10 protein-coding genes are annotated in these 13526 nt (G+C 59.8%); 4 read left to right on the top strand and 6 right to left on the bottom strand.

What is annotated here, in order from left to right; translation table 11 throughout:
* Positions 1–13 precede the first annotated feature (13 nt).
* The 3 genes from ACYZT0_RS09430 to ACYZT0_RS09420 form a co-directional block, all read right to left on the bottom strand.
* Entirely contained in the window at positions 14–1855 is a 1842-nt protein-coding gene (locus ACYZT0_RS09430; protein ID WP_462045582.1) for a nitric oxide reductase activation protein NorD, read from the bottom strand.
* Between the two features lie 77 nt (positions 1856–1932).
* Positions 1933–3360, bottom strand: a complete 1428-nt coding sequence (locus tag ACYZT0_RS09425; protein ID WP_462045581.1) for a cbb3-type cytochrome c oxidase subunit I — start codon at positions 3358–3360, stop codon at positions 1933–1935.
* 3 nt (positions 3361–3363) lie between these two features.
* Positions 3364–3804: a c-type cytochrome gene (locus ACYZT0_RS09420; protein WP_010460184.1), complete on the bottom strand. Its 441-nt coding sequence runs from the start codon at positions 3802–3804 to the stop codon at positions 3364–3366.
* Positions 3805–4063: 259 nt separating this feature from the next.
* Between ACYZT0_RS09420 and ACYZT0_RS09415 the strand changes: the two genes are divergently transcribed.
* The 4 genes from ACYZT0_RS09415 (at position 4064) to ACYZT0_RS09400 (ending at position 11670) form a co-directional block, all read left to right on the top strand.
* Positions 4064–6064, top strand: a complete 2001-nt coding sequence (locus ACYZT0_RS09415) for a type VI secretion system Vgr family protein (RefSeq protein ID WP_462045580.1) — start codon at positions 4064–4066, stop codon at positions 6062–6064.
* Positions 6061–6927, top strand: a complete 867-nt coding sequence (locus tag ACYZT0_RS09410; RefSeq protein ID WP_462045579.1) for a DUF4123 domain-containing protein — start codon at positions 6061–6063, stop codon at positions 6925–6927. Before ACYZT0_RS09415 ends, ACYZT0_RS09410 begins: the two co-directional genes overlap by 4 nt.
* Positions 6924–10556 (top strand): toxin VasX, encoded by a 3633-nt coding sequence (locus tag ACYZT0_RS09405; protein ID WP_462045578.1) that lies wholly within the window; start codon positions 6924–6926, stop codon positions 10554–10556. Before ACYZT0_RS09410 ends, ACYZT0_RS09405 begins: the two co-directional genes overlap by 4 nt.
* Before the next feature lie 154 nt (positions 10557–10710).
* Positions 10711–11670: a hypothetical protein gene (locus tag ACYZT0_RS09400; RefSeq protein WP_462045577.1), complete on the top strand. Its 960-nt coding sequence runs from the start codon at positions 10711–10713 to the stop codon at positions 11668–11670.
* A gap of 19 nt (positions 11671–11689) precedes the next feature.
* Here the strand turns inward: ACYZT0_RS09400 and ACYZT0_RS09395 are convergent, their stop codons facing one another.
* Genes ACYZT0_RS09395 through ACYZT0_RS09385 form a run of 3 tightly spaced genes read right to left on the bottom strand, consistent with a single transcriptional unit; the run spans position 11690 to position 13332 of the window.
* Positions 11690–11947, bottom strand: coding sequence for a cytochrome C oxidase subunit IV family protein (locus tag ACYZT0_RS09395; protein WP_462045576.1), 258 nt, complete (start codon positions 11945–11947; stop codon positions 11690–11692).
* 10 nt (positions 11948–11957) lie between these two features.
* Complete coding sequence (locus tag ACYZT0_RS09390; RefSeq protein WP_462045575.1) at positions 11958–12545, bottom strand: cytochrome c oxidase subunit 3 family protein; 588 nt, start codon at positions 12543–12545, stop codon at positions 11958–11960.
* Positions 12529–13332, bottom strand: coding sequence for an AAA family ATPase (locus tag ACYZT0_RS09385; RefSeq protein WP_462045574.1), 804 nt, complete (start codon positions 13330–13332; stop codon positions 12529–12531). Before ACYZT0_RS09385 ends, ACYZT0_RS09390 begins: the two co-directional genes overlap by 17 nt.
* Positions 13333–13526: the final 194 nt, after the last annotated feature.

The following is a 13526-nucleotide window of genomic DNA, read 5'->3' as shown; positions in this document are numbered from 1 at the left end:
GGGGAAGTCTGCATCAAGGCTGAGTCAGCTGACGGTACAACTGCGGCAAGCGCAGGGGTAATTGCTCGGGCTGGCGGATCAAGGTGTAGCCATTGGCGCCGAACATGTAAGGCAGGTAATCCCCGGCCTCGCGATCAATTGTGATACAGAACGGCGTCAACCCCTGACGCCGCGCCTCCAGCACCGCCTCGCGGGTGTCTTCAACACCGTAGCGTCCCTCATACAGATCCAGATCATTCGGTTTGCCATCCGTCAGCAGCAGCAACAGTTTGCTGCGTCGTTTGCTCTTGCCCAGCAGTTGGGTGGCCTGGCGAATGGCGGCGCCCATGCGTGTGTAATACCTCGGTTTGAGCCCTTGAATGCGACCTCGGGTGTTGTCGTCATAGCGCTGGGTGAAGGACTTGAGTTCCTGCATACGCACTTGCTGACGACGCAGTGAGGAAAACCCGTACAGGGCGAAATCATCACCGAGCACCGACAGGGTTTCGCCGAACAGCAGCAAGCTGTCGCGGATCACATCAATCACCCGATGCTCATCGTTCAAGTGGGCGTCGGTCGACATCGACACGTCGGCCAGCAACAGGCACGCCAGGTCGCGACGCGTCTGCCGTTGTTCCATGAACAAACCTCGTTCCGCACATTGGCCATGCTCGCGTTCAACATGAAAATCCAGCCAGGCCTGCAGGTCCAGTTCAGACCCTTGAGGTTGCTGGCGTAACCATTGACGGTCATTGCGCAAATGCTCGAACTGGCGGCGCAGACGGTGCGCCGATGCCTTCAGTCGTGGCGGCAATGGCTGCGCCTCACAATCGCGGGGCACCATCATTTGCAGATTGACGAAGCCGTCCTGCATTTGCTGTTTGCGATAGTCCCACTCTGGCAACTTGATACCCTCGCCCAGGGGAATATCGTCGACATCGGCGGGCGGCAAATCCAGGTGCAGCTTGAGGCCGCCGCCCTTGCGCAGACGGGTGCGCGACAGGCTCAACTCGTCCAGATCCTCGGCGACTTTGGCAGCGTCCGGGTCTTCGCTGTCGTCTGACCAGCGATCCAGGTCGACGTGTTCGGTCCAGCTGAACAGGTTCTCCAGGCGCACGATCAACAGCCCGCCTTCACGGGTGCTTTCATCGATCCGCTTGGCCCGCTTGCGCCCACCTTTCTGCTCGCCGGGCGGGGTCGTCAGGGATTCTTCCGACTCGTCACCCAGGTCGGCAGCCTGCGGGCTGGCGAGGTTTTGCGGCGGGTATAACCACAGCGGCAGCGGCCATGCGGCCCTTTCACTACGAGGGAAATGTTCGACACTGCCGGGCTCGCGCAACGCTTGGCACAACGCGCGTTCCAGGGCCGCTTCGCTGGCGGTCAAAGAGGCCGGATCCGGGCGCAATTGCAGATGGGCATCGACCAGGCGTTTATACCGAGCACGCAACGCGGGATAGCGCCGTAACAGCATTTGCGTCCAGCGTTGATTGTCTCGACCCCAGTGCCGCATTTGACCGGCCTGCGCCGCCAGCAGCGCGAGCCAACGATAGAGCTCCTCGTTCAGTGCGACTTCAGGGAACACCGCGAGGCTCGACGGCAGGCGAAGGTTCGCCTCGTCGCACCACGCCAATGGCACTTGTTTGCAGGTGCCGGCGATCTGCTGCAGCACGTTGCGTCGCAACAGCAGATCGCGGTCGCTGGCGGCTTCGACACCGATGCCACTGGCGCCCCCCATGGCGCGAAACAACAGCGCCAGCGGGCGTTGCTGGCTGGCCAGTTCAACCCGTGCTTCGGGGAAGTCCGGGCTGGCGCGCCGGGTGATGAAGCGATGCCAGACGCTGCCGACCCACTCTTCCAGTTCGACGGTAAAGGCCATGACATTTGCCCTTTTTATAAACCAAAAAACGGCCCGCTGTATCAGCCGGGCCGACCTTTTCTAGCCGTTACACCGGCTCATGAAGGGACTACAGCAGCCGGGGCGCGCAAGGCTGCGCGACTACGTTGCTTGAAGCTGAACAGGTAACACACCAGACCGGCGAAGAAACCGAGACCGGCACCCAGACGGGCCCAGAACAGCACCTGCAGATGTTCCACTGTGGCCATGAATGGCAACGCAATTCCATCGGCCTGCCAGCGTTGCAGGTAAACCTGTACGACACCGGCTGCGGTGAGGAACAGCGTGATCATCACCATCGACAGGGTCATCAACCAGAAGCCCCAGATTTCGTAGGTCTGCGAACGCTCGTCAGCAGCTTCACCGAGCCCGCGCAATCGCGGCATGGCGTAGCTGATCAAGGTCATCACGATCATCGCGTAAGCACCGTAGAAGGCCAGGTGACCGTGAGCGGCCGTTAGTTGCGAACCATGGGTGTAAAAGTTGACCGGTGCCAGGGTATGCAGAAACCCCCAGACGCCTGCACCGAAGAACGCTGTGACGGTGGTGCCTTTGGCCCACAGTGTGGCGGCGCGATTCGGGTGTTGCCGGCGACGGTTCTTCACCATGCTGAAGGCGAATATCACCATGGCCAGGAACGGTAGCGGTTCGAGTGCCGAGAAGATTGAACCGACCCACAACCAGACCTCGGGCGCACCGATCCAGAAGAAGTGGTGACCGGTGCCGATGATCCCGGTAATCAGCGCCATGGCGATGATCACGTACAGCCATTTCTCCACGACTTCCCGGTCGACACCGGTGATCTTGATCAGGACGAAAGCAAGCATCGAACCCATGATCAGTTCCCACACGCCTTCCACCCAAAGATGCACCACCCACCACCAGTAGAACTTGTCGCGGGCCAGGTTACCGGGGTTATAGAAGGAGAACAGGAAGAACACCGCGAGCCCGATCAACCCGGTCATCATGACCATGCTGACGGTGGTCTTGCGACCTTTGAGCAGGGTCATGCCGATGTTGTAGAGGAAACCCAGGCACACCACCACAATGCCCATCTTGGTGATGGTCGGCTGCTCCAGGAACTCCCGACCCATGGTCGGCAGCAGCTCGTTGTGGGTCAGTTTCGCCAGGCCGGCATACGGCACCAGCAGGTAGCCGAGGATCGTCAGCACGCCAGCGGCGGCGAATACCCAGAACAGGATGATCGCCAGCTTCGGACTGTGCAGTTCGCGATCGGCTTCTTCCGGAATCAGGTAATAGGCGGCGCCCATGAACCCGAACAGCAGCCAGACGATCAGCAGGTTGGTGTGCACCATCCGCGCCACGTTGAAGGGAATGATCGGAAAGAGAAAGTCTCCGATCACGTATTGCAGGCCCATGATCAAACCGAACAGCACCTGACCGAGAAACAGGATCAGGGCAAACACGAAGTACGGTTTGGCCACGGCTTGCGAGGCGAATTTCAGATGCGGATTAGCAATGCTCATCGCTTAGCCCTCCTTGTTTGGCGGCCAGCCATTGGTGTTGATGTTCGAGCTCCATTTGAGGAATTCGGCGATGTCGTCCACCTCCTGGTCACTCAATTTGAACTGAGGCATCGCTCGCCGGCCCGGTACGCCCAGTGGCTGCATTTTCATCCAAGCGTGCAGAAAAGGTTTGAAGCCCGCCTCCCCACCGCGCCGCTGGAACACGTTGCCCAGCTCAGGCGCGAAGTAGGCACCCTCGCCCAACAGCGTGTGGCAGCCGATGCAATTGTTTTGCTCCCAGACCAACTTGCCGCGCACCACTGATTCGGTTAGCTGCGCTTCATTGCTGCGGGCAGGAAAGGTCTGTTCCGTGTGATAGGTCAAGGCCAGGAATATCAGGAAGAAGAAAATGCTTCCCCCGAAGTAGATATTCCTGGCCATGCCTTTGGTGAAGGTCTCTGACATGGTCGCTTCCTCTTTGCTTGGCCCGTCCATGATAGGAAGCGAAGGGTTGAAACCTGCTTGATGGCGATCAAGAAAGTCAGATGGTTTTGGTCGGGTATTCGCATCATGAAGCTGGGTGTCTTACCTGTGGCTAAGGAACGTGTTCCCCTCGATCCGGATTACCGGAAACGTCCTACGCTAAATATCGATTCGTCTGACTGCGCCAGCTCGTCGATCCACGCAAAGTCCCGTGCCTTCAAATAGACACAGGGACATGTGGATGCTCAGCGCCGTCAAGCAAGTCGTTTTCACCCTCGACATTGAAGGTTTCCCCCACGGCCTTCAGGTACTCGAATTCCGCGCCAAGGAAGCGCTCAACCAGCCTTACGAAGTCAAACTCGAACTGGTCAGCGAACGCCCCGACCTGGACCTCGAGTCTCTGCTGCATCGCTCGGCTTTTCTGAGCTTCGGTCCTGACAACTCCGGCATTCACGGGCAGGTCTATCGAATCGCCCAAGGCGATTCAGGCAAACGCCTGACCCGCTATCAAATGACCGTGGCACCCCACCTCGCCTATCTCACCCACCGCCACAATCAGCGTATTTTTCAGCACCTGAGCGTGCCGCAGATCATTGCCCAAGTGCTGAAGGACCACGGAATGCAGTCCGATGCCTGGCGCTTCCAGTTAAGCGCCGAGTACCGGCCACGGCTCTATTGCGTTCAGTACGAAACCGACCTGCATTTCCTTCAAAGATTGTGTGAGGAGGAAGGCCTGCACTTTCATTTCGAGCACAGCGTCGATGGCCATGTGCTGGTGTTCGGCGACGATCAAACCAGCTTCTCGAAACCATCCCAGTCAACCGCGTACAGGCCAGGCAGCGGCATGGTCGCCGAAGCGCCGGTGATTGACCGTTTCAAGCTGCGACTGGAAACCCGCCCGACCCACGTCAGCCGTCGTGATTACGACTTCGAGAAACCGCGCCTGCAACTCGACAGCGAGACTAAAAACCCGCTGCTGCCGCACCTTGAGGACTACGCCTTCCCAGGCCAGTTCATCCATCGTGAACGCGGTAAACATCTGGCCAATCGAGCACTGGAACGCCACCGCGCCGATTACCGGCGAGCCGAAGGGCGCAGCGATCAGAGCGCCCTGCGCAGCGGCCATTTTGTCGAGATGACCGAACACCCACGCGTTGAACGCAATGGCCTGTGGCTGTTGACTGAGGTCAAGCATGTCGGCCTGCAACCCCAAGTGCTTGAGGAGTCAATCACCGACAGTAGTCCCGAGGATGGTTTCAGTCAGGGCTACCGTAACCACTTCGTGGCCACACCTTGGGACGTGATATTCCGACCGGCCCTTGAACACCCCAAACCCCGAATGACCGGCAATCAGCATGCGGTCGTCACAGGTCCGCCCGGTGAAGAGATCTACTGCGACGAGTACGGCCGAGTAAAGGTTCAACTGCTCTGGGACCGCGACGGTCAGCACAACGAACAATCGAGCTGCTGGCTGCGTGTCGCCACCGGCTGGGCTCATGACCGATATGGCAGCGTGCTGATCCCCCGGGTCGGCATGGAAGTGCTGGTGGGGTTCACTGAAGGCGATCCCGACAAACCCTTCGTACTCTGCTGTCAACCCAACGCCTCAACCCCGGTGCCACTGGATTTGCCCGCCGAGCACACCCGCAGCATTTTCCGTAGCCAGAGCAGTCCCGGCGGTGGTGGATACAACGAACTGCGCATCGAGGACAGAAAAGGCGCCGAAGAAATTGCCCTGCGTGCCCAGCGCGATTTTGTCCAACTCGTTCTCAACGATGAACGCCTTCAAGTCGATCACCAACGCACCGTGGTGGTCGGCGGCATCGCCAGCCACGACCTTCGCGGTGAAGAACATCACCTGACTCACGGCAACCGACTGACGGAACTCAAGCAGGACGATCATCTGTTGGTTCACGGCGACCGCCACGTCCGAACCACCAATCACCTGCTTAATGCCACCCAGCACATTCACCTGAGCGCCGGGCAGCAAGTCGTCATCGATGGCGGAGCGCGCCTGTCAGTCCAGGCTGGCGGACACTGGCTGACGCTGGGGCCGGAAGGCATTTTCAGCAGCGTGCCGATTCTAGTGGGCGGCGGCCCGGCCGTGGGTATACCTGCCGAGCCCCTGATGCCGGGCGCCTTGCCCCTGCTGAAAGTGACGTTCGATGCAGTCCAGCAACGCCATGCGTTGATTTCAACCCGCGCCTCGCGCTGCCTGATTTGTGAGGCCGCCCAAGCATGAACCTCTCGACCTCTCTGCCTGGAGACCTGCCCTGGAGCGAGCAACAGGCTTTTCTATTGCTGGACGGCGCGACCTTGAGCAATTTGCCGGAACGCTTGAAACAACTGAGTCCCGGCGCCACCACCGTCGCGTTGTATGACTGCCCGTCGTTTACTGCGTTGCGGGATATCTCACCGCTGTTGGTGGCCGTTCAACAACCTGACGAGCCGGTTTTTCAGTTCTATCTGCAGCAGGCGCATGAAGAGTGGGGCGTGCTGTTATTCAGCGCCAGGCCTGCGCATGACGTCGCTCGACACTTGCGCAAATTGCTGACCGTTGAGTTGCCCGAAGGTCTGCCGGTGGTCCTGCGCCTGGCCGATGCGGCAGTGGCGCAGGCGTTGTTCGGTAGCGGCGATCAGCGTTTGTTTGGTCCCCTTTCCTGCGTGGTGATGGCCGATAGCGTCAGCGCCCATTGGCGGCGGCGTCAACCCCGACTGCCTGAATGCCCGGAACTGCCGACGCCCTATCGCCTGAGCGCTGAACAGAATTCGGCGCTGGACCACGCTGATCGGCGCCGCGTATTGCTCGAACTCGACGCTCATCTGCTCACGCACTTCCCCGAACGCCATGGCAGCGAAACCGTGGCCGAACGCTGGCCAATGCTCGAGCAACTGGATGCTGAGGCGAGCACGCTGGGTTTGAGCAGCCAGTCCGAATTGTTTTATTACGCCAACGTCATGGCCTCGCTAGATGGCTCATCACTCGATCAGCACCCGCACATCAACCGATTGCTGCATACGCCGTCGCTGCAATCCCCCGGCGAGCGCGTGGCGCTGGCCGCTGACCTCGCCCACCAGTGGGCCAGCCAACGAGGCCACCCATGACTTCGCCCGCCAACCTCGCCGCAGCGGCGGCATCCAAATCCCCCATCGGCTCTCTGGGTGCCTGCCCCTTGCGCCAAACCCACGTGCAGTTGTTGCCCTTGCGTTACGGGCTGGTGGAAAAGCCCGTCGACCCGAGTGCCGAACTGAAGCTGCCCTACGCCCTGACGACCCGCCCGCTGGGCATTCGCATGCTGCGCGATGGCTGGTTGTACGTCATCGACAGCATGACCGGCCACCTGCACGAATATCAGGTACTCAACGGACTGGTCAGCGCCTTGCTGCACAAGGGCGCCAAGGTTGCTGGCGATCAGCGCACACCGATCGAAGAACGTCCGGCGCTGGTGTTTTCAAGACGCAGCACCTTGCATGTGACCTTCGCCGAAGTGCAATGGACGGCGGCCAAATGCGCTCAAGTCACTGACAGCCGCGAGGAACGCGAACACTTCATGCAGGCCGTCGATCTCGGCCCGGTGCATTGCCAAACCGGTGGCGAGCATCTGCTGACGGTCGCGCAAGGCAAGCAGTGGCTGGCGGAGATTGCGACCGTTCCGACCCAGCAGGCACAAGTTGCACAAGACCGCGAAGAGCTGGAAGCCGAGTCGCCGCCGGACGCCGCTCTGTTACCCGCAGTGCACGTCAGCGATGCCCCCGAGCACGAACGTGAACCTTATTTATGGGAAAAGCCGCGGCGATTTCGCGAGGCGCACATCGGCGAGTTGCTCGGCCAGGTGCGTGGGCCTTATCAAGACGACACGCTGTTTCTCGTGGTCCACGACGACATCGGCGTATTGCGCGATCTGGCCGACTATCAAGACACCGTGGTTGGCTGGGTCGATGACTGGAGCAATGCCGATAACAATGAACGCGATTACTTGCTGGCCTGTTACATCGAGTCCCTGAGCCAGCTCAGTCCTGCGGATATCGGCAACCTGGCCGACGCCAGCGACGAACCGCCGGTCCTGGCGCTTTTTGGCGATCTGGAACAGTTGCCCGAACCGGATCGGGAACAGACCCGCAAAGCTTTTCTCGACTACCTGAACAAGGGCGGCAAGACCGAGGCGCTCGACGCTCCCGTGCCTGCGGAGTTGGAGCAATTGCGCAAAGAAGCGCATACCGAAGCGTTCAAATTCGCCAAGTACCAGGGCGCCACACCCGACTTCACCGCCCACAGCCGCGCCAGTGACGAGGCCGATCGCCGTTACTACGCTGGCCAACATTTCAAGGTCGCCCCCGACGATTTCGTCGAACGTCACCTGGATACCTTAATAAAACTCGGCCAAGAGCAAAACAAACGCATCATCGATGTGCTCGAAGGATCGAGTTTCAGCGGCAAACGCGGGGTCAACGATTTCATCGACCGGCCGGCCATGGACGCTGCGCTGTTTCAGCACCGCGACGACCTTGGCCGCTGGAACCGCTTGCTCGGTCGCATCACCGCCGACCGCACCATGCTGGTGGGTGCCGGTCGCTACCATCGCTCGGCCTGGTACTACGACGCGCAGGATCCACAGCAACTCGGCCAGGCTTTCACCGCCGAATACGCCTGCCTCAAAGACATCTGCCGCAGCGATCACGCCAGCGAAAAAATGCTGGGCTATCTGGAAAAACACCCGGAATTGACCCGGCCACTGTTCTACACCTTGCCCTTGCGTCTTCAGCCGGAACGGGCCGCGCAATACACCACGTTGTTCAACGCCGGCATGGGGATGTTCAACAACCTGCCGCACTGGCTGGGCGAACTACAGAAAATCGAACAACCGCACTTGCCGATCCTCGACGACTTGCCCGAACACACCCGCGCCGTTGCCGACGCCGCCCAGCACAGCCTCAGCCCGGCGCTGAACCTGGGCCTGAGCCGGGCGCTGGAAGGGTTTGACCTGTCGGGAGAGAAAATCCCCGACCTCGACGAACTGTTCAGTCGTCTGCCCAAGGCCTTGTCGGGACGGATCCTCGACGCAGCGAAAACCACCGGGGTGACCTTTACAGTCGCCAGCCCTGCGGAACACGGCGCACTGCAAACCGCTATCAAGGAAATGCTCAGGGAGCGCGACTACCTGAAAACCCTGAGCCGTGAGCGCAGCCGCCTTACCCACAACAAAAACCGCCAAGGGCATAAAACGCCGAGGGCGGTTGAGTTGCAGGGTGAAATCGTTCGGGTGCGTGCGGAGTTGACGCTGCTCGAAGGCCGGCTCGCGGGGGCGCTGAGCCCGATTGCGGAAGTGCCGGATCAGTCGGCTCGGCTGTATGGCGCGACGCCGGCTCGGGCGGGGGTGACGGTGGTGTTCCCGCCGGCGCAGCAGTTGGAGGTGCGGAGTTTGTTGAAGGATATTCGGCTGGGGGTTAACTCGGTGCCGAATGCGAGTTTGATTAGAAGTGAGGGGATGGGGCTGTTGGTGTTTTTGGTGCAGGGGGTGAATTTGGTGGGGGTTATCAATGAGCTCAAGAGGCAATCTAAAAACCAACGAACTTGGACCCCTGTTTTTAACGCAGCTATGGCCACCGGGGCCGCTGGGTTTACTGCGGCGCAAAGTCTTTCCGACACCGCGTTGAAGGCACGTAGCGCTGCACTCGTCGCGGGACTACAGCATCATGCTTTGCAAAGTGTGCATGTGCAGATGGGCAAGATGCATGTTGGCTTGGGTTTCTTTACTTACCTTTTTGGTTTTGCATCATCACTTTCAAGCTTCAATTCTCAACAGCAGAATTGGCAACAGGCGACGCGTAGCGGGAATGCTGCAGCGCAGAATAGTGCAGCACTCGCGACAGCGGGGGCGGCCGGCATGACGACCGTCAATGCCTATGGTTTGAGTCACACCGGTCGCGCTGCGTTTAACGTGTTGATCGCAAAAAACACTGCCGCAAGAACCGCCGCCTGGGCCGCAGCGGGTACCCGTCTCTCAACCGTGTTTTTCCGCTTCAACCTGGCCGGCGCCTTGTTCACCGTGCTGGAACTGGGTGGAACCTGGCTGTACAACCGTTACAACCTCAGCGCCCATGACAAATGGCTCAAAACCACGCCATGGAGTCTGGACACCGAGACACGTGGCAACCATACCCGGGATGAATATCAGCGTTATCTGGGCTATTTGCTCAACGCCCCGTATGCGCAACTGGGTCCGAACAAGCATGACTCCTGGCTGAAAGACCTGCTGTTAAAGGCCAAGCCTAAAGACATCCATCTGGTGCTGCCAGGGCTCAAGCTCAATGATTTTCAGCCGCCTCTGAGCGGTCAACCGGTTCATCGCCTGGGGATCGGCGCCCACCGTCTTTCTGTTCCCCTCCACAGTCGTGGAGTGCCGCGCGAGCGCAAGGACGTCATCAGTGAGGAAGTGGCGAACAGCCTGCGCATCGTGCAAGCAGAACTAGATCGGTTGGTGTTATGCCTGCAATATTCCGTGGATCCTGACAGCGAATTTACCCCGGCGTCCGAAACGTTGGAGCTGGCAGTCTGTATACAGACCTTGAACGCCAAGGGCGCGTGGGTTTCTCACACTCGGGTCATTCGCCTGAACCCTCGGGGTGAAGGCCACTTTCCGGCGTTGCCCCTTTATCCCGTCTTCGAGCACCCGCCATTATTGCTGGTTGAAACCCATTTGCTGGAGTTGGCCGACCATGCCGCACAACCTTGATAAGCCGATGCCTGCGCCGCACCTTGAGCAACCCCGAAAAGCCGGAGATGTTGAGCCGTTTCCAAACGGAAGAATTACCTATCTCGCGCCACTGCCACTGCCAACAGCGTTGCCGCCGCATGGTCCGCATATCGGGGAGCTAAATGAGGTGTACATGGACTTCGGGTTGGGATCGCCACAGGTGTTTTCATGGCAGCTCATTTTGGGTGGACCATTCAGTGGTGCCTTCTCGATTGCGTTTTTGATACCTCTATTTGTCGGCTTCATGTTCTTTGTGTTCGGGATGGGTTGGGACGATATTTCTCATGCCATAGAAGGGGTTTTCAATGAGGCCTACGGAATAGCCCTGATAACCGGCTTCTCCGCCTTAGCCATCCTCTTCTGCACTTGGCGCCACACCCACAACAAACACGCCGCCATCATCCCCACCCGCTTCAACCGCCAACGCCGCGAAGTCTGTTTCATGCCCGAAGACGCCACCGAACCCGTCTTCGTCCCCTGGGAATCCCTATCCGCCTGGGTCATCGAAGCCCAAGGCACCACCCAATACGGCATCCACCGCCAATACGGCATGGGCATCGGCTTCCAGCACGGCGAGACCCTGACCAGCGTCGAATTCCCCTGCTTCGGCCTGCCCATCGCCCTCAGCCACTGGGAAGCCATCCGCGGTTACATGGAATACGAAGTCAACGACCTCAAATCCATCCAGGATCCGCAAGACTTGCAAGGCCCCGACGATCCACCCCACGAAGGCCTGCACACTTTCCGCAACGCCCGCACGCGCCTGCACCAACAAATCCGTGACGGCCAACGCAGTCGGGTGTCCGGCTTCTTCTGGTACCTGTACCACGTCATGACGCTATGGACCTTGCCCAACCACCTGACCGAATGGGAAGTCGACCGCCTCCAGAAAATGGGACAACGAGCGTTACCCGAGGCGATGCGCCAATGGTCGGAGCCGTTATCGAAGGAACAATGGGCTAGGCCGAGCGAAGAACTGCTGCGCCTAAGCGCACAGGTTCGCGCCCTGCACAACCGTCAGCCGCGACGCCCAATCACCGAAATCTTTGCCGAGGTACAGCGTTTAAATCCGACCGACAAACGTCGCGCATGAGTTGTTTTGTTCAGGTTGGCTAGCCGTTCAACACCAGTGTCAGCCCCACAACAGCCGCCAACACCAGCGCCCAGCTCAACATCAAGCTGCGCCACAGTCGTGGTGCGCGGCGCATCTCCATGAAGCCATCGGTGATCAGCCACGCCTTGCCCACCGCCACCACCAAGATGGCAATCGACAGCAACCACGTCGCCCCGGCCTGTGCCAGCACCACGGTGCAGACGCTTAACGTCGCGAGCGCTGCCCAACTGATGAGCAAAACCCTGGAAACAGACATGAGAACCTCGTCAACTCAGCACATAGACCAGCGGAAAAAGCATGACCCAGATCAGATCGACCATGTGCCAATAGAGCACGCCGGATTCAAATCCACTGCGCTTGTTGGCGTCGTACAGGCCACGGCGACAGCGTTCGGCCAGCCATCCGAGAATGACCATGCCGAGCACTACGTGGAGAAAATGAAACCCGGTAAGGATCCAGTAGAGGGTGAAAAACGTGTTGTGCTCCATGCCCAACCCCGAGGCCAGCAAGTGCCGGTATTCCGTGAGTTTCAACACCACGTAGACACTGGCAGCGAGCAACGCCATCAGCAGGAAGACGGCCCCGTGCCGGGACCGTGAGCGCCTGACTTGCTCTTGAGCCAGCGCGGCGAACAGCCCCGCGGTGAGCAGGCTCAGGGTCATCGCCAACCCTGTTGAGGTGTTCAGCAATAGACGGCTTTCACTGAACATCTGCGGTTTGAGTGCCTGAGTCACGGCGAACGCCAGGATCAGGATGGCGAACACCGACAGCTCGGCCAGAATGAAAAACCACATCGCCAGATCGCCCGGCAAGTGGCGACGCGAGACGCCCGTTGACTCAGCCGAAGTGGACATCAACCACGTCCATCAGCGCGGCAACGGTCAGCGGATCATCGCTCAGTGGTTCGGCCAGACAGGCCATGCAGGCCTCACGCGGGCTCATGCCGGAGCGAATCATACGCGCCGTGAAAATCAGCAATCGCGTTGAGGCGACCTCCTCCAGATCATGTTGATCGAGCCGCCGCAGCGCCTGGCCAAGCCGGACCACTTGCGACGCCAGCGCGTTGTCCACCTGAGCCTCCCGGGCAACGATGCGTTCCTCATCGGCCACTGGCGGATAGCCGAAGCGCATCGCCACGAAGCGTTGTCGGGTGCTGGGCTTCATGCCTTTAAGCAGGTTCTGGTAGCCGGGGTTGTAAGACACCACGAGCATGAATGACGGCGGCGCCTTCAGCACTTCGCCGGTGCGCTCCAGGAACAACTCGCGACGATCATCGGCCAGGGGATGCAGCACCACCACAGTGTCCTGGCGCGCCTCGACCACTTCGTCGAGGTAACAGATGCCGCCTTCACGCACCGCGCGGGTCAGCGGTCCGTCCTGCCACCAGGTGCCCTGGGCACCGATCAGATGGCGACCGATCAGGTCGGCCGCGCTCAGATCATCGTGGCAAGCCACGGTGTACAGCGGCAGTTTTAGTCGATGGGCCATGTGCTGGACAAAACGGGTCTTGCCGCACCCCGTCGGGCCTTTGATCAGCACCGGCATGCCGTGTCGCCAGGCTTGCTCGAACAGCGCCTCCTCATTATTCAGCGGTTGGTAGAAGGGTTCGACCTTGTGTTCGCAAGACTGGATTCGGTCCATGGGCTGCCTGTTCCAAACGCGGATTCAAGCAACACGCTACGGGCCCCTGCGACAACCTGGCAAGTGACATGGCCGGCAAACTTGATCGGCGTCAAGCGAGCATTGGCCTGCTCGGGCATAGCCTTGCACGGCACTAAGAACCTGCGTTCTGCGCTGCCGTTTCAGCACATCGCAAAGGTCTTGCCTGAGGAGAA

Source organism: Pseudomonas sp. ZS1P83 (assembly GCF_054897825.1).
This window is presented reverse-complemented; position numbering and strand designations above follow the sequence as displayed.

Bases quoted from the DNA above. Each gene is read 5' to 3' on its own strand.
- ACYZT0_RS09390 (WP_462045575.1), bottom strand. From the start codon at position 12,545: ATGTCCACTTCGGCTGAGTCAACGGGCGTCTCGCGTCGCCACTTGCCG.
- ACYZT0_RS09400 (WP_462045577.1), top strand. From the start codon at position 10,711: ATGGACTTCGGGTTGGGATCGCCACAGGTGTTTTCATGGCAGCTCATT.
- ACYZT0_RS09430 (WP_462045582.1), bottom strand. From the start codon at position 1,855: ATGGCCTTTACCGTCGAACTGGAAGAGTGGGTCGGCAGCGTCTGGCAT.
- ACYZT0_RS09425 (WP_462045581.1), bottom strand. From the start codon at position 3,360: ATGAGCATTGCTAATCCGCATCTGAAATTCGCCTCGCAAGCCGTGGCC.
- ACYZT0_RS09385 (WP_462045574.1), bottom strand. From the start codon at position 13,332: ATGGACCGAATCCAGTCTTGCGAACACAAGGTCGAACCCTTCTACCAA.
- ACYZT0_RS09405 (WP_462045578.1), top strand. From the start codon at position 6,924: ATGACTTCGCCCGCCAACCTCGCCGCAGCGGCGGCATCCAAATCCCCC.
- ACYZT0_RS09410 (WP_462045579.1), top strand. From the start codon at position 6,061: ATGAACCTCTCGACCTCTCTGCCTGGAGACCTGCCCTGGAGCGAGCAA.
- ACYZT0_RS09395 (WP_462045576.1), bottom strand. From the start codon at position 11,947: ATGTCTGTTTCCAGGGTTTTGCTCATCAGTTGGGCAGCGCTCGCGACG.
- ACYZT0_RS09420 (WP_010460184.1), bottom strand. From the start codon at position 3,804: ATGTCAGAGACCTTCACCAAAGGCATGGCCAGGAATATCTACTTCGGG.
- ACYZT0_RS09415 (WP_462045580.1), top strand. From the start codon at position 4,064: ATGCTCAGCGCCGTCAAGCAAGTCGTTTTCACCCTCGACATTGAAGGT.